14 protein-coding genes and 1 tRNA gene are annotated in these 17,730 nt (G+C 72.5%); 10 read left to right on the top strand and 5 right to left on the bottom strand.

Annotation, left to right across the window (positions count from 1 at the left end; all coding sequences use genetic code 11):
• The first annotated feature begins 26 nt into the window (after positions 1–26).
• From ACYVPE_RS26210 to ACYVPE_RS26195, 4 genes are read left to right on the top strand one after another with little or no spacing between them, the layout of a single operon-like run.
• Positions 27–2,516 carry a sensor histidine kinase gene (locus ACYVPE_RS26210; protein WP_461036178.1) on the top strand — a complete coding sequence of 830 codons (2,490 nt, stop codon included), beginning with the start codon at positions 27–29 and terminating at the stop codon, positions 2,514–2,516.
• Positions 2,513–2,938 carry a roadblock/LC7 domain-containing protein gene (locus ACYVPE_RS26205; RefSeq protein ID WP_461036177.1) on the top strand — a complete coding sequence of 142 codons (426 nt, stop codon included), beginning with the start codon at positions 2,513–2,515 and terminating at the stop codon, positions 2,936–2,938. The genes ACYVPE_RS26210 and ACYVPE_RS26205 overlap by 4 nt, the downstream gene beginning before the upstream one ends.
• 59 nt (positions 2,939–2,997) lie before the next feature.
• Positions 2,998–3,324 (top strand): DUF742 domain-containing protein, encoded by a 327-nt coding sequence (locus ACYVPE_RS26200; protein ID WP_461036176.1) that lies wholly within the window; start codon positions 2,998–3,000, stop codon positions 3,322–3,324.
• A complete protein-coding gene (locus tag ACYVPE_RS26195) occupies positions 3,305–3,901 on the top strand; it encodes a GTP-binding protein (RefSeq protein WP_461036175.1) in 597 nt (198 codons plus the stop codon). The genes ACYVPE_RS26200 and ACYVPE_RS26195 overlap by 20 nt, the downstream gene beginning before the upstream one ends.
• A gap of 188 nt (positions 3,902–4,089) precedes the next feature.
• Here ACYVPE_RS26195 and ACYVPE_RS26190 read toward each other — a convergent pair whose 3' ends face one another.
• The 3 genes from ACYVPE_RS26190 to ACYVPE_RS26180 form a co-directional block, all read right to left on the bottom strand.
• Positions 4,090–6,171, bottom strand: coding sequence for a TerD family protein (locus tag ACYVPE_RS26190; RefSeq protein ID WP_461036174.1), 2,082 nt, complete (start codon positions 6,169–6,171; stop codon positions 4,090–4,092).
• A gap of 184 nt (positions 6,172–6,355) precedes the next feature.
• Positions 6,356–7,369 carry an AraC family transcriptional regulator gene (locus ACYVPE_RS26185; protein WP_461036173.1) on the bottom strand — a complete coding sequence of 338 codons (1,014 nt, stop codon included), beginning with the start codon at positions 7,367–7,369 and terminating at the stop codon, positions 6,356–6,358.
• Positions 7,370–7,679: 310 nt separating this feature from the next.
• Positions 7,680–9,758 (bottom strand): nuclease-related domain-containing DEAD/DEAH box helicase, encoded by a 2,079-nt coding sequence (locus tag ACYVPE_RS26180; protein WP_461036172.1) that lies wholly within the window; start codon positions 9,756–9,758, stop codon positions 7,680–7,682.
• 212 nt (positions 9,759–9,970) lie between these two features.
• Between ACYVPE_RS26180 and ACYVPE_RS26175 the strand changes: the two genes are divergently transcribed.
• The 3 genes from ACYVPE_RS26175 to ACYVPE_RS26165 all read left to right on the top strand — a co-directional run bounded on the left by ACYVPE_RS26175 (position 9,971) and on the right by ACYVPE_RS26165 (position 12,554).
• Positions 9,971–10,459 (top strand): MarR family winged helix-turn-helix transcriptional regulator, encoded by a 489-nt coding sequence (locus tag ACYVPE_RS26175; RefSeq protein ID WP_461036171.1) that lies wholly within the window; start codon positions 9,971–9,973, stop codon positions 10,457–10,459.
• A 91-nt stretch (positions 10,460–10,550) separates the two neighbouring features.
• Positions 10,551–12,047: an MFS transporter gene (locus tag ACYVPE_RS26170; protein WP_461036170.1), complete on the top strand. Its 1,497-nt coding sequence runs from the start codon at positions 10,551–10,553 to the stop codon at positions 12,045–12,047.
• A gap of 51 nt (positions 12,048–12,098) precedes the next feature.
• Positions 12,099–12,554 carry a TIGR03618 family F420-dependent PPOX class oxidoreductase gene (locus ACYVPE_RS26165; RefSeq protein ID WP_461036169.1) on the top strand — a complete coding sequence of 152 codons (456 nt, stop codon included), beginning with the start codon at positions 12,099–12,101 and terminating at the stop codon, positions 12,552–12,554.
• On the opposite strand, the gene ACYVPE_RS26160 is transcribed toward ACYVPE_RS26165, so the two are convergent.
• Complete coding sequence (locus ACYVPE_RS26160; protein WP_461036168.1) at positions 12,530–13,786, bottom strand: MFS transporter; 1,257 nt, start codon at positions 13,784–13,786, stop codon at positions 12,530–12,532. The genes ACYVPE_RS26165 and ACYVPE_RS26160 overlap by 25 nt on opposite strands.
• A gap of 107 nt (positions 13,787–13,893) precedes the next feature.
• On the opposite strand from ACYVPE_RS26160, the gene ACYVPE_RS26155 reads away from it, so the two are divergent.
• Positions 13,894–14,256 carry an ArsR/SmtB family transcription factor gene (locus tag ACYVPE_RS26155; protein WP_461036167.1) on the top strand — a complete coding sequence of 121 codons (363 nt, stop codon included), beginning with the start codon at positions 13,894–13,896 and terminating at the stop codon, positions 14,254–14,256.
• Between the two features lie 65 nt (positions 14,257–14,321).
• Here the strand turns inward: ACYVPE_RS26155 and ACYVPE_RS26150 are convergent.
• Positions 14,322–14,395: transfer RNA gene (locus ACYVPE_RS26150), tRNA-Met, on the bottom strand.
• Positions 14,396–14,494: 99 nt separating this feature from the next.
• Here ACYVPE_RS26150 and ACYVPE_RS26145 point away from each other — a divergent pair.
• Both ACYVPE_RS26145 and ACYVPE_RS26140 read left to right on the top strand, forming a co-directional pair.
• Positions 14,495–15,112 (top strand): DUF4232 domain-containing protein, encoded by a 618-nt coding sequence (locus ACYVPE_RS26145; protein WP_461036166.1) that lies wholly within the window; start codon positions 14,495–14,497, stop codon positions 15,110–15,112.
• A 184-nt stretch (positions 15,113–15,296) separates the two neighbouring features.
• Entirely contained in the window at positions 15,297–17,633 is a 2,337-nt protein-coding gene (locus ACYVPE_RS26140) for a rhamnogalacturonan lyase (RefSeq protein ID WP_461036165.1), read from the top strand.
• Positions 17,634–17,730 lie beyond the last annotated feature (97 nt).

Raw genomic sequence — 17,730 nt, 5'->3', positions numbered from 1 at the left:
CCCGGGGTCCACCACCCTGGGCGTCGATGTCGTACACGATGCCGCCCCGTGGCCGTCGGGGCCCCTGGTCGATCCGGGCCCGCGTCCTCGTCCTGGTGCTCATCCCGAGCCTGGCCCTCACCGCGCTGTGGGGCACCTACACGATCGCCGGGTTCAACGAGGCGCTCGCCCTGCGACAGACCGTGCGGGACGTGGAGGCCGTGGGGGTCAACGGCGTGACCGCGATGGTCGCGCTGCAGGAGGAACGCCGTCTTTCGATGGGCTACCTGGCCGAGCCGGGCGCCGATCGGGAGGACCTCGAGGCGCAACGCGCCGACACCGACCAGAAGTTGGCCGCGATGAACGAGGCCGCGGCGCCGGTGGTGGAGAACAACCCGCCCGACCTCCAGCGGATCTTCGGGCAGATCGGCGAGGGCCTGGCGATGCTGCCCGAGTTCCGGCAGCAGGTCGACGCGCGTCAGATCGACCACGGCGCCGCGTACGAGTTCTACACCGGCGCGCTGAGCGTCGGCATGACGTACTTCGAGGCCGAGGCCCGCCTGACCAACGACTCCGAGGCGCTCAACGAGGGGACGACCGCCGCGGCCCTGTTCCGCGCGCTCGAGAGCCTCGCCCGGCAGAACGCGGTGCTGTCCGCCGGGCTGTCGTCGCCCGCCGGCATGTCCGCCGACGAGCAGCGGCAGTTCGCCAGGCTCGTCGGCGCGCAGCAGGAACAGTGGGCGGTGGTGTCGCCTGCGCTACGGGGGACGCAGGCGGACCACTACCAGGAGGTCACCGCGGGGCAGGACTGGTCGGCGTTGGTCGCCGCCGAGCAGTCGGCCATGGAGACCGGCCGGATCCCGACCGGCTTCGCGAGCTGGCAGACCTCGATGCTCGGGGTGGCGACGAGCCTTCAGGAACTCACCCTGGACCAGGTGGACTTCGCGGTCGGCTTCGCCAACGACCGGGTCGACGAGCTGATGACCTCGGTGATCCTCACCAGCGTGGGCGCCCTGCTGGCCATCGCGCTGGCGGTGCTGATCTCCGTGCTGGTCTCCCGGGCGCTGATCCGCCGGCTGCGCGACCTGCGCGGCGCGACGCTGCGGCTGGCCGAGGAGCAACTGCCCGAGCTGATGGGCCGGTTGCAGCGCGGCGACAAGGTGGAACTCGCCGAGGCCGTCCCGCAGATCGAGCAGGGATCGGACGAGATCGGGCAGGTCGCCGGCGCGTTCGCCACGGCGCAGCGCATCGCCGTCCGCGCGGCGATCGAGCAGGCCGAGACGCGCGAGGGGATCAGCCGGGTGTTCCTCAACCTGGCGCAGCGCAGCCAGGGGTTGGTGCACCGGCAGCTCGCGATGCTCGACACGCTGGAACGCGACAGCGAGGAGGACCCCGATCTGCTCGCCGAGCTGTTCCGGGTCGACCACCTCGCCACCCGGATGCGGCGCAACTCCGAGAACCTGTCCATCCTCGGCGGCGCGATGCCCGCCCGCCGCTGGCGTCAGCCGGTGCCGCTGACGGAGATCCTGCGGGCGGCGGCCTCGCAGACCGAGGACTACTCCCGCGTCAAGCTGGCCGGGATCCCCGACGTCACGCTCGCCGGCCCGGTGGCCGGCGACATGATGCACCTGCTGTCCGAACTGGTGGAGAACGCGACGACGTTCGCCCCGCCGCACACCAGCGTGCAGATCCGGGCCGAGGTGGTGCCGAAGGGGCTCGGCATCGAGATCGAGGACCGCGGCATCGGCATGACCGACGAGGCGCGGGACCAGGCCAACCGACTGCTGGCGGCGGCGCCCGAGTTCAACGTCATGGGCTTCACGGAGGACACCCGCCTCGGCCTGTTCGTGGTCGCGCGGCTGGCGGCCCGCCACCGCATCATGATCACCCTCCGCCCCTCGCCCTACGGCGGGACCTCGGCCGTCGTGCTGGCCCCGACGGAGCTGATCGGACAGGGTTCGACGCCGCCGCGTCCGGAGATGGCGGAGCCGGTGCGTGCGGTCGAGCCCGCGGGTCCTGGGTGGCCGACGGGCCAGGCGCAGACGGTTCAGCCGGTTCAGCCGGTACCGGCAGTGCAGACGGCGGGAATGGCGGGGACGACGGGGGCCGCCGGAACGATGGGGGCCGCCGGAACGGCGGCGGGGATGGCCGGAACGGCGTGGCCGGCGGAGACGCCGTCCCGCTGGGAGGAGCCGCGGATGCCGGACAACGTGGAACCGATCCGCGCCGATCCCCAGGAGACGGCGCGAGCGGAGCGGCCACGGCGCGCACCGAAGCAGCTGCCGCGCCGGGTCCGCCAGGCGAGCATGCAGCCGCAGCTGCTCACCACCTCGACCCCGGCGCCCGAGGCGGCGCCCGAGGAACGGTCGGCCGAGGAGGCACGCCGCCTGATGTCGCGCTACCAGCGCCAGTCGTACCGCGGGCGTGCGGAGGCGGATCGGGAACAGTTCGGCGAACAGCACGGCCGGCAACTCGGCGGACAAGACGACGTGGCCGGGCACGTGCCGGCCCCAGAAGGGCAGTGGGACCCGCGATGACGCAGATGCCGAAACAGGTCACCGACCTCAACTGGATGCTCGACGACCTCGTGCGGCGGGTGCCCAGGACGAGACACGCCCTCGTCCTCTCGGCCGACGGACTGGTGATCGCCCACTCGCAGGCACTCGGCCGGGAGGAGGCCGAGCACATCTCGGCCGTCGCCTCCGGCTTCCAGAGCCTGGCCAAGGGCTTCGGGCTGCGCTTCGGCGGCGGTCCCGTACGGCAGACGATCGTCGAGCTGGAGAGCCTCTTCCTCTTCGTGACGGGCGCGGGCCAGGGCGCCTGCCTCGCGATCCTGGGCGAGGCGGACATCGACGTCGGCCTCGTCGCCTACGAGATGAACCTGATCGTCAAGCGGGTCGGTGACTACCTCGCCGCGGCGCCACGGCACGCGGCAGCGGTCTCGCCGCCGTTCTCCTGAGGTCCGGCGCCATGTCCGGACCCGATGAGTCATGGTGGGACGTGGAGGCGGGCCCCATCGTGCGCTCGTTCGCCAGAACCGGCGGCCGGACCCGGCCGAGCCGGGACGAGTTCAACCTCATCACCCTGATCGTCGCCCCGGATCCCGACACGGCACGCCCCGGTCTCGAGCCGGAGCACATCGTGATCCTGCGCATGTGCGCGAACAACCCGCTCTCCGTCGCCGAGATCTCCGCTCGGCTGGACATGACCGTGACAGTGACCAAGGTCCTGCTCGGCGACCTACTCGACACGGGGGCCATCCAGACCCGCGCGCCGATCGCGCTGGCGGAGGCCCCGGACATCCAGCTCCTTCAGGCGGTACTCGATGGCATTCGCAGGCTTTGAGCGGCATCCCGCCTCCGGCGGCCTCCCGACGGCGGTCAAGATCCTGATCGCTGGCGGCTTCGGCGCCGGGAAGACCACCATGGTCGGTTCCGTCAGCGAGATCTCCCCGCTGCGCACCGAGGAGGTGATCACGCGGACGAGCGAGGGCGTGGACGACCTCAGCGGCGTGGAGGGCAAGACCACGACGACCGTGGCCATGGACTTCGGCCGGATCACGATCAGCGGGGACCTGGTGCTCTACCTCTTCGGCACGCCTGGGCAGGACCGCTTCTGGTTCATGTGGGACGAGTTGGCGCTCGGCGCGCTCGGCGCCATCGTGCTGGCCGACACCCGGCGGCTCGAGGACTGCTTCCCGGCCGTCGACTACTTCGAGCACCGGGGCACGTCGTTCGTCGTCGCCGTCAACCGCTTCCACGGCACGTGCGACTACGACGCCGACGAGGTACGGCACGCGCTCGACCTCGACCCGCGGGTGCCGGTGGTGATGTGCGACGCCCGCTCCCGCGAGTCCAGCAAGCTCGCCCTCGTCACCCTCCTCGAACACACCATGGCCAACCGGCTGTCGACCAGCCGGTGACGGGGCCGGCCGCGGCCGTGAGCATGGTTCGCGTGCGGAGTCGCCCGTGGCGCGAGGCCACCGGCGCGCGAGGACCGCGAACCCGCGCGGCGACCGGGACGCGGACCCGAGCGGAACGCATCCCAGGCGTAGAGAACCCGCGCGCCCGGGGCAGCCCTCGGGTAAGGGCTCGGGTAAGGGCTCGTGGCTCAGCCGGCCTTGGCCGCCACGCGGCGGGGGTTCGGCCCGTCGAGGTGGACGACCACGGTGTCGTGGAAGCGGTGCACGGCGTCGTCCACACTACGGATGAAGCCGGTCTCGGCGTTGCCACGGCCACTTCCCATGCCCTTGAAAAGGGAGAGGCGGAAGCCGACGATCGGGCTGCCGTTGTTCTTCGGCAGCAGGTCGGCCGGCTCCGGGCGGAGCCGTTCGAGGGTGCCCCTGGGGCCTCCCACCTCGCCCTCGACGAGAGTTTCGATGTGGAGGTCGGCCGGCGCCTCGGCCAGGCGCCTGACGAGCCGCTTCACCCCCGAGAGCGGGTAGCCCTGCTCCTGCGCCGGGATCTCGATCGACGTGCGGAGCCTGCCGGTGCGCAGATCCGCGCTGATCGCGAGGACACCGGGCGTGCCCTCGATGCGCAGTTCGGCCTGGAGCCGCCCGTCGAGGCAGAGTTGGTCGGCGAGTCGATCGCGGCGCGCCTCCGGGTCGCTTCCCCGCTTCGCGCGCTGCACCGGCAGCACCTTGCGGCCGAGTTCACCGCCGAGGCTGAGGCAGACCTGGCGGATGAGCCGCTCCCAGCTCTCCACCACCTCGAGCGCACGCGAATCCCCCTGGCAGAGGGTCTCGTCGTCGATCCCGTTGCGGACGGGCACCCAGGCGGGCCCCATGTTCTGGAAGCCGTGACAGCCGGAGTTCTCATGCCGCAGGTAGTGCAGCAGCTCCGACAACAGCCAGGCGTGGGCCGGGTTGCCGAGGCCCTCGTGACGGATCAACATCTGTGCCTGGTGGGCGACTTCCGCCCACGAGAGGTGCCGGAGCGCCACCTTGTGCTTCCGGCGCCCGTCGATCCTGACGTCGACGAGTGGGCTGCCCTCCAGCGCGACGTCGTTCGAGAGGGTGATCACGGCCTCGTAGCCGCGCCGCGCGGCGATGTCGACGTACGCCTGCACCTGGTCGGCCCGGAGGGGGTTGCCGTTGGTCTTCGTCTCCACCAGCGCCGTCCAGAGCTTGCCGGCCCGCTCGACGCGGATCACGCCGTCCGGGCGGCGCGGCGAGTCGCCGTGGGGCAGCGTGACCTCGGTAAACGCCGCCATCCGACCGGCCGGCGCGCCGAAGGCGGCGGTGAGTCGTCGGCCGAACTCGGGAACCTGCGCCATCGCCGAAAGCAGTACGGACGTGGCGCGCGTCTCCCGGTCCCGGTCGCTCCTGAGCGCCGAGACCGGGAACAGCCTCGCCTCCCGCCAGGACTCGTTCTCCGCGAGTGACTTCCTGGTCTGCCGGGGCAGCGTGACCTTCTTCCGCGCGGTGCGGGGCCGGGGCGCCGGCCGCTTCGGCTCGGACTCGTCGTCGGCCGAGCCGGACGCGGGGACGGCGGCCGGTGCCTGGCGCGAGGACGGCTCGACCGCCGCGGCGGCGGTCGGCGGTGCCGGGGCAGCGGCGTCCTGGGTCGCCACCGGCTCGACGACGACTTCCGCGTCGCCGACGACGTCGGCGTCGGTGTCGGTGTCGGCGTCGGTGTCGGCGTCGGCGTCGGCGTCGTCCTCGATGTCCACGCCGAAGTCCGAGGCGAGCCCCGCGAGGCCGGTGTCGTAGCCCTGCCCGACGGCGCGGAACTTCCACTCCTCGCCGCGCCGGTACAGCTCGCCGAAGATGACCGCGCTCACCGAGTCGACATCGTCGATGGCGAAGCGGAGAAGAGTCTCGCCGGTGGCGTCGGCCAACGACAGCCGTAGGTCCTCCAGTTCACCGAAGCGGGCGCCGTGGTAACGGCTCGCGGCCACGACGACGCGCTGGACATCGGCCGGGACGGCGGTCAGGTCGAAGCCGATCCGGTCCTCGTTCCCCGCCGCGGTCGGGGTCTTGCCCAGCAGTTGCACGCTGCCGTCCGCCGCCATCGGGTTGTTGTAGAAGTAGAAGTCGGCGTCGCCGCGCACCTTGCCGTTCGCGTCGAGTAAGAGGACGGAGACGTCCGCGTCGCCGTCGCCCGCGGGGCTCACCCAGCCGAGACTGACGATCACCGAGCCGACGTTCTCGCTCTCGGCTGCCAGAGTCACGTTCGAACCCTTGACCATGTCGCGCACAAAGCCCCCACAGAATTTCACACCGGGCACCCACGGATCCCCGCCCAGCTCTCGATGAGCGACACACTGTGACGTGCCGCACACGGAGAACTGTAGTGACGCGCCAGCCACTTCGGCACCGTTCGGTCGAACGTGATGACACCGTGAAGGTCGCGGTCGGGTGGCGGAGGCGGGCTCAGCCGCTGAGGGTCTTCGAGGGTGGGTGGCCGTAGCGGTCGCGGTAGTAGGCGGCGAACCTGCCCAGGTTGGAGAAGCCCCAGCGGTAGGCGACGTCGGTGACGGTGGCCGAGCCGTCCTCGCCGGCCGACAGCAGGTCCTGGTGGGCGCGGCGGAGGCGGACCTCGCGGAGGTAGCCGAGCGGGGTGGTGTCCAGGTGCTGGCGGAACGCCTCCTGGAGGGCGCGGGGGCTGACGCGGGCCGCCGACGCCAGGTCGGCGAGGGTGTGCGGCTCGTCGGGCCGCTCCTCCACCAGGGCCATCGCGCGACGCACCGCGCTGTGGGCGACGATGCCGGTGCGGCGGGGGTCCATGCCAGGGGTGATCAGCCGCTGCGTCTGGACGAGCAACGCGGCGGAGGTCTGCGTGAGATGCGTCGCGACGAGCGGGTTGGTGCGGGCGATGCCCTCGCCGAGCACCTCGCGGTGCACGGCGCCCGAGATGCCGGCCCAGGTGCGGGCGGCGTCGGGCGAGATGGCACTGCCGAGCGCGAACTTGGCGCGCACGGCCACGTCGACGCCGAGCGCGTCGGCGGCGGCCCGCTCCACGACATCGCGGTCGAGCCTGAGGGTCGTCATCTGGGCGCCGGGCGACCAGTGCACCTGGAACGGCCGGTAGGGGTCGAGCACATAGGTCTGGCCGGGCCCGACGACGTACTCCTCCCGCCCTGGGCGGCTCACCCTGACCCGGCCGTGGGTGACCTGACAGACCAGCAGGTAGGTCTCGAGCGCCTGCGGCTTGATCAGGGTCTCCGCGTCGAGATGTGCCGATCCGTAGCGCAGGCCGGAGATGGTGATCCCGGGGAAGCCGTCCTCGGCGTACCAGGCGGCGAACTCCCGTGGGTCGCCGAGGCAGTCGAGGTGGTAGGGGCTGTACGCGTGGCTGATGATGTGCCGGATCTCCTCGAGATCGCTGCTGTCCACGAGGGTCCGCAGCCTGCTCAGATCACCGAGACCGGTGCTGAGCTGTGCCATCGGCGATGTCTCCCCACATGTCCGCGTTTTCCGGCCGAGCACCGCGCTCAGCGGGTAGCCGTTCGGTGACTCAGTGAGTAGCGTCGCACATGTCCAACGACCAGACGCCCTGGTTTCCCGGACTTGTTGGGGAAAGCGTGTCAGGGGACACCGCCCTGGATTCACGGGGGACGTTCAGGGCGGTTCGCTGGGGGGAAGGGCGGGCCCCGCCGCGCGACTTCGCGCTGCGGGGTCCCTCCCCACGACATCTCGGGTCACCGCGTTCCTGCCCGGCGGTTCACCGCCGGCCGACGGCGGGCAGGGTCGGGGTCTATGCGTGGTCTTCGGCGGCGGGCGCGACGCGGCCGAGCCACAGCGTGTCGCGGGCGCGGGTGATCGCGACGTACAGCTGTCGCAGCGCCAACTCGCCTCGTTCTCTGGCGAGTTCCTCGGTGGCATCGGGCGGGTCGAGGGTGGCGTCGTGCTCCGGCAGGAAGACGTGCTTGAACTCCAGCCCCTTGGCCTTGCGGTAGCTGCCCAGCTTGACGGCGTTCACCGGGTTGCCGTCGTACTGGTCGAGTGGGCAGACCGGAATGCCCTGCCGAGTGAGCAGCCGCTGGTAGTGGCCGATGGCCCGGCGGAAGGGGCAGAGCACGGCCGTGTCGCCCCAGCCGGCCGCGGCGGCGCGGGCGGTCAGGGCGTCGATCAGCGCGCGGTCGTGTTCCTCACGGGTGGGGTGGGCGACGCGGACGACCTCGCCGCCGTGGTGAACGAGTTCGATGTCGCGGCGCCCGGAGGAGGGGACGCCGTCGATGTCGTCGAAGGGGTGGTCGGCGACGAGTGCCAGTCCGGCCTCGATGATCTCGCGGGTGTTGCGGTAGTTGGTGCGCAGCACCTGCCCACGGTCGCCTCGGATGTCGATGCCGGCGTCCGAGAGGCGGAACCCGCCGGGATAGACGGCCTGTTGGCCGTCCCCGACGAGCAGCAGCCCGTTGCGTCGGTCGCCCACCAGGGCGTGCAGGAGCCGCACGCCGACGAGCGTCAGGTCCTGCACCTCGTCGGCGATCACCGCGTCGTAGGGCGACGGGTCCCGGCTCGTGGTGGCCTGGTGGAGGGCGATGCTGAGGATGTCGTTGAAGTCGTGGACGCCGCGCTCGGCGCGCAGCCGCTCGTACTCCTGGAAGAGCTCCCAGACGGCCTCGCGCTGGGCGCGGGCGAGCCGGGCGCGGCCACGGCGGGCGACCGCGAGGTACTGGGCGAGGGTGGTGATGCCACGGCCCTTGATGACGCAGTCGATCTCCTCGCGCCAGTAGTGGGAGCCGGGCCCCAGGTCGCCGAGCGGGCCGGGGCGGCCGGTCCTGGTCCAGGCGAGGCTGAAGGCGGTCTCCGCCTTCTCGCGGGACAGCCGGGTGGTGACGCCGCGGTCGCGGAGGTAGGTCTGGGCCCAGCCGTGCAGGCTGTGGAAGTCGACCCGGTCCGCGATGGCCGGGGACATGGTCCGCAGGAAGGTGGCCTGCACCCGGGGCAGGTTGTTGGCGAAGGTGACGTACAGGATCCGCCCCGGCACGCGGCGCGCGAGATGCGCCACGCGGTGCAGGCCGACGACGGTCTTGCCGGTGCCGGCTGGCCCGCTGATCCGGGCGGGGCCCGCCCAGTCACGGCGGACGAGGGCGACCTGCTCCGGGTGGAGGAAGGTCATCCACTGCTCGATCGGCCCCTGCCGCGCGGCTTCCAGCGTGGCCTCGTGCAGGGTCTCCGGCTCGAACATCCCATCGGCCACCGCGGCCGGGGATGAGGACGCGCTGGGGCGGTCGGCGCGAGCGGGCTCGGTGGCGGGTTGTCCGTACTCGGGGAAGACGTCGGCCAGGTGGTCGGCGACCGCGCGGACCATGGCGGCGGACAGCCGGTGACGTTCGGCGGCGAGCGCCCGGCCGACCTCGGACTCCCCGAACAGCCGCACCCGCCCGGCCGTGGCCGTGACCCGGTGGCCGGCGAAGACCATCACGGGGTGGACGGCCACCGGCGACATCCCCAGCGCGGTCACCGCCTGCTCGGTGGCCCTGGTGACCGCGAGCAGCTTGGCCGTCTCGCGGGCCAGCCGGGGGTCGTCAGGGCCCTCGGGCGCCCGGGCCCAGTTCTTGACGTCGATGACGTAGGCGCCGCCGGGACCGATCAGCAGCATGTCCACGTTGGCGGCGCGCGTGCCGGGCCACATGCGGTCCATCAGCAGCCGCCAGCCTCGCCCACCCAGCATCAACAGCTGGGCGGCGACCAGCCGTTCCCCCTCGCTCGCCGCCTCCCACCGCGCGGCCCGACGACGGGCCGCCTGCCACTGTTCGCGCAGCAGCCGCTCCTGACGGCGCGCCTCCTGTGCCCTGCGTGACGCCGAATCCCCCGCGGCCATCCCCATGAACCCCCTCGTACGCGGAGTGACGATCATAGGACGGAGCGCCATCCGCGAACAGGACACGTGCCGGGCCGGTGGCCCCCAGTCGCGTCCGAGCGCGGCAGACCAGGCGGCTGGCGGATCAGGCGGCCGGCGGCCGGGGGCTCGGCGGAGGCCAGCGGTATGCATCGTTTGCGGATGATCCGCCACGGATCGGTCGCGTTACGCTGGGTGGCATGACCGCCATGACGCCGCAGAGCCGCACCGAGCCCGACCTGTCGTTCCTGCTCGACCACACCAGCCATGTGCTGCGCACCCGGATGGCGGCCGCGCTGGCCGAGGTGGGGCTGACGGCGCGGATGCACTGCGTGCTGACGCACGCGCTCGAAGAGGAGCGCACGCAGGCGCAGTTGGCCGAGATCGGGGACATGGACAAGACCACGATGGTGGTCACCGTGGACGCGCTGGAGCAGGCCGGGCTCGCGGAGCGGCGGGCGTCGAGCGCGGATCGGCGGGCGCGGGTGATCGCGGTGACGGAGGAGGGCGCGCGGGTGGCGCGGCGGAGCCAGGAGATCGTCGACGGGGTGCACCGGGAGACGCTGGGGGCGCTGCCCGAGGCGGAGCGCGCGGCGCTGCTCTCGGCGATGAACCGGCTGGTCGGCGGGGCACTGGCGGAGCCGGTCGAGAGCCCGAGGCCGGCGCGGCGCCCGCGACAGCGAGGGTGACCCGCACAGGAAAAGACCGACAGAGATAGTCCGCAACAAATCTATCTGCTACGGTCCCTCTTGTTGCCTGAACGACGACAGGAGAGGTCTCATGGCATCCACACCTCCGCCCCCAACCGCGCCCGCCACGCCCGCCGCGCCCGCCACGCGGTCACGCTGGGTCGCGCTCGGGGTGATCGCGTCGAGCATGTTGGTGATCGTCCTCGACGGCAGCATCGTGACCGTCGCCATGCCCGCCATCCAGGACGACCTCGGGTTCTCGGCCACCGGCCTGAGCTGGGTCGTCAACGCCTACCTGATCGCCTTCGGCGCGCTGCTGCTGCTCGCCGGCCGGCTCGGCGACCTGGTCGGACGGCGGCGGATGTTCGCCGCCGGCACCGCGGTGTTCACCGCGTCCTCGCTGCTGGCCGGCGTCGCGACCTCGCCCGGCTGGCTGATCGCCGCGCGGTTCCTCCAGGGCGTCGGCAGCGCCATGGCCTCCGCCGTCGCGCTCGGGATCCTGGTCACGCTCTTCACCGAACCCGGCGAACGCGGCCGCGCCATCGCCGCGTTCAGCTTCACCGGCGCGACCGGCGCCGCCCTCGGGCAGGTGCTCGGCGGCGTGCTCACGGACGCGCTGAGCTGGCACTGGATCTTCTTCATCAACCTGCCGATCGGCCTCACCGTGCTGGTGCTGACCCGCCGCTACCTGCCGGACGACGTCGGCGCCGGCCGCGCCGCGGACGCCGACGTGCCGAGCGCCGCGCTGGTCACCGGCGGCCTGCTGCTCGGCAGCTACGCGGTGGTCAACGTCGAGCGGTACGGCGGGACTTCACCGCACACGCTGGGCGCCGGGCTGGTCGGCCTGCTGCTGCTCGCCGGGTTCGTGCTGCGGCAGGCGACGGCGCGGACGCCGCTGATGCCGCTGCGCGTGCTGCGCCCGCGCCAGGTCTGGGCGGCCAACCTGATCCAGGTGCTGCTGGTCGGCGCGATGTTCTCGTTCCAGGTGATGTTCGCGCTCCACCTGCAGAACGTGCTCGGCTACGGCGCCGGGGACACCGGCCTGGCGATGCTGCCGGTGGCCGTCGTCATCGGCGTCGTCTCCCTCGGGTTCGCGGCGCGCCTCAACGCGCGGTTCGGCGAACGCGCCACGCTGGTGGCCGGGTTGGCGATGCTCGCGACGTTCCTGGTGCTGCTGACCCGGCTGCCGCAGGACGCCGACTACGTCAGCGACCTGCTGCCCGTGCTGCTGCTCGGCGCCGGATTCGGCCTGGCGCAGCCCGCGTTGACCAGCTTCGGGATGTCGGCGGCCAGGCCGGCGGACGCCGGGCTCGCCTCCGGTCTCTTCAACACCACCCAGCAGGTCGGCATGGCGCTCGGCATCGCCGTGCTCTCGACGGCCGCCGCCACCCGCACCGAGGGGCTGCTCGGCGAGGGCGCGAGCCGGGCGGCGGCGCTGGCCGGCGGCTACCGGCTGTCCTTCGGGATCGGCGCGGCGCTGCTTGCGGCGGCGATCGTACTGGCGCTGACGGCACTCGGCCGGCCGCGGACGGATCGGGCACCGGTGCGGGAACGGGACCTGGCCGAGCGGGCGCCGGCCGGCTTCTGACCAGTCGGGAACGCGTGAACGACGAGAAACACGAGCGAGGGAAGCGACGAGATGAGTGAGCACAAGCCGGCACCCCGAGTCCTCAGCGAGGACGAGGCGTCCCAACTGCTCGGCGAGCGCGGATTCGGCGTGCTGGCGAGCGTGCGAGCCAGCGGCCACCCGCACCTGACCACGGTGCTCTACCACTGGGACGAGAAGGAGCGCATGGTGCGCGTCTCCAGCACCGCCGACCGCGGCAAGCCCCGCCAGTACCGCCGCGATCCGCACGCCGCGCTGCACGTGAGCACACCGGACCAGCTGTCGTTCGCCGTCGCCGAGGGCACCGCCGAGGTGTCGGAGCCGACCACGGAGCCCGGCGACGCGGTGGGGCGCGAGCTGCTGACCGTGGTCCCCGAGGACCTGCGCTTCGCGGACGAGGAAGGGTTCCTGCGGGAGCTGGTGGCCGAGCGGCGGGTGGTGATCCGGATCAGGGTTGACCGGCTCTACGGCACGGCACTCGACGCGTGAGGGGCGGCCCGGCGGCCGTCGGCGACGACCACCAGGCCGCCGACGACCGCGAGAACCAGCAGCGCGACGCCGAAGACCGTGGCGCCTGCGGTCAGTCCGACGGCGTCGCCGAGGTAGCCGGCCGAGACCGGCAGCAGGCCGGCCGGGAGGTAACCGGCCACGTTGAGCGCCGCGTTGGCCTCGGCCAGCCGCCGCGGCGGGACGGTGGAGTTGAGCAGCGAGAGCCCGCCGAGCTGCCCCATCCCCTGGCCGGCGCCGGCCAACAGGGCCGAGGCGACGAGCACCGGGACGGCCGAGGCGCGCACCGCGACGACGAGCGCGGCCATGCCGAGGGCGGTGCTGACCGCGCCGGCGGTCAGGATCGTGCGCCGGGGCAGCCGCCGGACGGCGAACTGCACGCCGGTGGCGGCCAGGAACATCGCGAACGCCATGGCCCCGGCGACGATCCGGCTGGTGGTGCCGAGCAGCCCGGAGAGCAGCGAGGGCCCGAGCGAGAGCACGAAGGACGTCGCCGTGATGCCGGGCGCGAACACCGCGACGCCGAGGACGAGTTGGGGCCGGCTGCCGCGCGGCACCCCGGGCACGCGGAGCCAGGCGCCGCCGGCCGGCCCCGCCGACCCCGCCGTCCTGGTGAGCGGCAGGCGCAGCACCACGAGGACCGCGGTGGCGAGCAGCGCCGCCTCGACGAGGAAGACGGTGACGGTGGGCGCGGGCAGCGTCTCGGACAGGACGCCCGCCAGCAGCGGCCCGAGGCCGGCGCCGAAGACCATGGCGCAGGAGGCGAGCAGGGCGGCGAGCCGCTTGCGGTGCGGGCCGGCCACGTCCGTCACGGCGGCCATGCCGGCGGAGACGACGGCCCCCACCGCGATGCCGGTGAACAGCCGGGCCACGACGAGCGCCACCACCGTGGAGGCGGTCGCGAAGACGGCGCAGGCGACCAGGGCGAGCCCGAGGGCGGGCAGCAGGACGGGCTTGCGGCCCAGCCGGTCGGACACCACGCCGCAGACCAGCAGGGAGCCGAGCAGGCCGACGATGTAGCAGGCGAAGACCACGGTCAGGGTGCCCCCGGAGAACCCGATGTCCCGCTGCCACAGCACGTAGAGCGGGGTGGCCGCGTTGGACAGGACGAAGACGGCGGTCACCGGCCAGGCGGCCAGCCAGAGCCACAGGACCGGCACGGGGGCAGCCTCGGGCGACGGCTGCTGTCCAGGTGCGACACCGCTCTCCGACATGACGGATCCCTCCGGCCGACTTAGTACGAGTTTTCTCGAACATAGCATGCAGTACGATTGAACTCGTACAAGAGATTCGGATGCGAGGAGCCGCGAGGAGGCCGCCCATGACGACGATCACGGTGGAGCCGGAGCCCGCCGGGCTGCCCGAGCCGCTGCCCGAGCCGGCGGTGGAGGAGCTGCGCCTGGAGGCGGTGCTGGCCGCGCTGAGCGATCCGCTGCGGCTCCGCATCGTCCGCAAACTCCTGCTGGAGTCGGAGCGGTTCGACCACCCGTGCGGCTGGTTCGACCTCGACCGGCCGAAGTCGTCCCTCACCCACCACTTCAGGGCGCTGCGCGAGGCCGGTGTGATCCGCCAGCGCCAGTACGGGCTCGAACGCCGCAGCCACGTGCGCGTCGCGGACCTGAACGCCCGCCTCCCCGGCCTGCTCGACCTGGTCGCGGCCTGGACGCCGGACGGCGAACGCTGAGCAGGGTGGGAGAAAGGACGAGGGCCTGACCGCCGTAACCGGCGATCAGGCCCTCGTCTTTCTCGTAGCGGGGACAGGATTTGAACCTGCGACCTCTGGGTTATGAGCCCAGCGAGCTACCGAGCTGCTCCACCCCGCGTCGACAGGCTTAACTCTACGCCACTCGCGGGGGTGCTCGCACCACCTTTCCCTTCCACCGCGTGAACGGCGGGCGCCGGAGGCGTGCGAGGATCCCGGAATGAGGTGGACGAAGACGAGACGACCGGTCCTGGCACTCGCCGCCGTCGGGGCGTTGACCGCCGGCTGCGGCACGGCGACGGCGGCGCGTGACGACGGCACCGGCGGGGCCGGCGCGGCGCCCGCGGTGGTGTCGCCCTCGCCGACGGCGCCGACCGTCACGCCGCCGTCCACCGAGTGCCCCGAGTCCGGGGCGCGGGTCACCCCCGGCCTGATCGACGCCGCCATGGGCCTGCGGGCCGGCACCATCGTGCTGGACAACTGCGGCACCGAGCCCTACACGGTCGAGGGCTACCCGGAGCTCACCCTCGTCGACGACGACGGGGTCGAGCCGCTGCCGATCGAGATCCAGCACGACACCACGGACATCACCGCCTCGCTCAACGGCTTCGACGAGCCGCCGCGACCGGTCACGTTGGAGCCTGGCGAGTCGGCCTGGGCCGCGATCACCTGGCGGAACACCGCGGACATCGGCGGCTCGTCGCTCGACGCCCGGTTCGTCGACGTCGTGCCGGCTCCGGGCGAGGAGACGCAGCGGATCACACCGGACGGCGGGATCGACCTCGGCACCACGGGCCGTCTCGCCGTGAGCCCCTGGGTCGCGTTCGACCGCGGCTGAGGCGGAGCCGGCCAGAAGGGCCACACGGCCGCACGAAGGGCCACCCGAAGGGCCGCACGGCCGAAAGCGGTTGCTGCGCGAACTATTGACCCACGTTCCACCGCCCCCTACTGTCACGGCCGCGTCGATTGAAACGAATCAATCGACCGGTACCACCCCGACAGACGGAGGAAGGCGACCTCTGATGAGACCACCTGCCGGCCCAAGAACCCGGCGCCGCCCGGCATTCGGCCCCCTGGCGATCCCGCTCGCCGGGCTGCTGCTGCTCACCGCGGGCCCGGTCGCCCAGGCGGCGCCCGACCACTCGACGGGCGGTCGGCCGGCCGCCGTCCAACTCGAGGACCTGGACCGCGGTCTCGTCGCCGTCGCCACCGACGAGGGCGTCTTCCTCAGCTGGCGACTGCTCGGCACCGAGGCCACAGGACACACCGAAACCGGCCTCTCCGGCACCGACTTCGCCATCTACCGGGACGGCCGGCGCATCGCCACCGTCACCGACTCCACCAACTACCTCGACGAGGGCGCCGCCTCGGACGCCGAGTACCGGGTCGCGCCCATCGACCGCGGCCGCGAGGGCCGCCGCAGCGACGCCGTCTCGCCCTGGGCCGACGGCTACTACGACCTGCCGCTGCGCAGGCCGGCCGGCGGCGTCACCCCGGCCGGCGAGCAGTACACCTACTCCGCCAACGACATGAGCGTCGGCGACGTGGACGGCGACGGCCAGTACGAGTACGTCGTCAAGTGGGACCCGTCCAACGCCAAGGACGTCTCCCAGGTCGGCTACACGGGCAACGTCTACGTCGACACCTACGAACTCGACGGCACCCTGCTCAGCCGCGTCGACCTCGGCGTCAACATCCGCGCCGGCGCGCACTACACCCAGTTCCTGGTCTACGACTTCGACGGCGACGGCCGCGCCGAGATGATGCTCAAGACCGCGCCCGGCACCACCATCACCCGCTACCGGCCCGACGGACGCGTCGCCCGCACCGAGTACGTCACCATGCCGCGCGCCGACGTCCGCGCCGGCTACTCGCACCGCGACGACTACCGGCTCAGCGCCGACGGCTACTTCGACCACCTCGTCGAGATGTTCCAGGGCTGGACCGAACACCCCGAGGTGGTCGCCGGGAACTGGCCGGCCACCCTGGAGGAGGCGTTCGGCATCGAGCCGCGCTACGCCTACCCCCTCTCCCGCGAGGACGCCGAGGCGCTGGCCGACCACTTCGTCGACGTCTACGCGCCGAGCCGCAGCACCCGCAACAACCTGCGCGCCTTCGAGGGCTTCATCGTCGACGGGCCCGAGTACCTGACGGTCCTCGACCCGGGCGCCGGGCGGGAGTTGGAGACCATCCGCTACACGCCGGGCCGGCACGACGACGGGCTGATGTGGGGCGACTACGCGATGGCCAGGATCGAACCAGGCAACCGCGTGGACCGCTTCCTCGCCACCGTCGCCTACCTCGACGGCCGCCGCCCCTCGGCCGTCTTCGCCCGCGGCTACTACACCCGCTCCACGATGGTGGCCTACCGCTGGGACGGCCACCGGCTGCGCGAGGACTGGACCGTGGACAGCGGCTGGACCCCGATGTCCAACCCGTTCAACGACTCGCCACACGGAGTCGACGGCACCGACCCGGAGTTCGGCAGCCTGACCACCCAGGGCTTCCACTCGCTCAGCTCCGCCGACGTGGACGGCGACGGGAAGCAGGAGATCGTCTACGGCTCCGCCACCATCGACCACGACGGCAGCCTGCTCTACAGCTCGTTCGCCGAGGCACCACCGGAGGCGGCACAGCCGGGCGAGAACATCCGGCTCGGCCACGGCGACGCCATGCACGTCGCCGACATCGACCCGGACCGGCCGGGGTTGGAGATCTTCACCGTCCACGAGGGCGGCCGCTACGCGCCCTACGGCTTCGCGCTGCGCGACGCGGCCGACGGCGAGGTGCTGTACGGCGGTTACACCGGCGTCGACACCGGACGCGGCATGATCGGCGACGTCGACCCCGACCAGCCGGGCATCGAGACCTGGGCGTCCCAGCCGCAGTCGGTCTCCGAGACCGGGCTGTGGACCGCCCGCGGCGAGTACCTCGGGCCCCAGACGCCCGGCACCAACATGTCGATCCGCTGGTCCGGCGACCTCAGCACGGCGATCGTCGGCGGCGCGCTTGATGTGACGCCGACCATCTCGGACTGGCGCCGCGGCACGCTGCTGACCGCCGAGGGCACGCTGACCAACAACCACACCAAGGGCAACCCGTCGCTGGTGGCCGACGTCTTCGGCGACTGGCGGGAGGAGCTGATGGTGCGGACGACGGACAGCTCGGCGATCCGCTTCTACCTGAGCACGGAGGTGACGGAGCACAAGCTGTACACGCTGATGCACGACCCGCAGTACCGGGTCGAGGTGGCGCGGCAGCAGACGACGTACAACCAGCCGTCGTATCCGAGCTTCTACCTGGCGTCGGACATGGACTGGTCGCGGGTTCCGTTGCCGGGGCCTGGCCGGCGGGGCTGAGCGGGCCCCCGTGCCGGGGGCTTCTTCCCCACCCACCCGCCCTTCTCGCGCTCCGCGCGGGGAACGGGCCGGCGGCCCGCCGGAAGGCTCGGCGCTC

This window comes from Streptomyces mayteni (genome assembly GCF_054783955.1).
The sequence above is the reverse complement of the archived record's forward strand: the minus strand, read 5'-3'. Positions and strand labels throughout refer to the sequence as shown.

Bases quoted from the DNA above. Each gene is read 5' to 3' on its own strand.
- ACYVPE_RS26190 (WP_461036174.1), bottom strand. From the start codon at position 6,171: ATGGTCAAGGGTTCGAACGTGACTCTGGCAGCCGAGAGCGAGAACGTC.
- ACYVPE_RS26205 (WP_461036177.1), top strand. From the start codon at position 2,513: ATGACGCAGATGCCGAAACAGGTCACCGACCTCAACTGGATGCTCGAC.
- ACYVPE_RS26140 (WP_461036165.1), top strand. From the start codon at position 15,297: ATGAGACCACCTGCCGGCCCAAGAACCCGGCGCCGCCCGGCATTCGGC.
- ACYVPE_RS26210 (WP_461036178.1), top strand. From the start codon at position 27: ATGTCGTACACGATGCCGCCCCGTGGCCGTCGGGGCCCCTGGTCGATC.
- ACYVPE_RS26160 (WP_461036168.1), bottom strand. From the start codon at position 13,786: ATGTCGGAGAGCGGTGTCGCACCTGGACAGCAGCCGTCGCCCGAGGCT.
- ACYVPE_RS26155 (WP_461036167.1), top strand. From the start codon at position 13,894: ATGACGACGATCACGGTGGAGCCGGAGCCCGCCGGGCTGCCCGAGCCG.
- ACYVPE_RS26185 (WP_461036173.1), bottom strand. From the start codon at position 7,369: ATGGCACAGCTCAGCACCGGTCTCGGTGATCTGAGCAGGCTGCGGACC.
- ACYVPE_RS26175 (WP_461036171.1), top strand. From the start codon at position 9,971: ATGACCGCCATGACGCCGCAGAGCCGCACCGAGCCCGACCTGTCGTTC.
- ACYVPE_RS26170 (WP_461036170.1), top strand. From the start codon at position 10,551: ATGGCATCCACACCTCCGCCCCCAACCGCGCCCGCCACGCCCGCCGCG.
- ACYVPE_RS26195 (WP_461036175.1), top strand. From the start codon at position 3,305: ATGGCATTCGCAGGCTTTGAGCGGCATCCCGCCTCCGGCGGCCTCCCG.
- ACYVPE_RS26180 (WP_461036172.1), bottom strand. From the start codon at position 9,758: ATGGGGATGGCCGCGGGGGATTCGGCGTCACGCAGGGCACAGGAGGCG.
- ACYVPE_RS26145 (WP_461036166.1), top strand. From the start codon at position 14,495: ATGAGGTGGACGAAGACGAGACGACCGGTCCTGGCACTCGCCGCCGTC.
- ACYVPE_RS26165 (WP_461036169.1), top strand. From the start codon at position 12,099: ATGAGTGAGCACAAGCCGGCACCCCGAGTCCTCAGCGAGGACGAGGCG.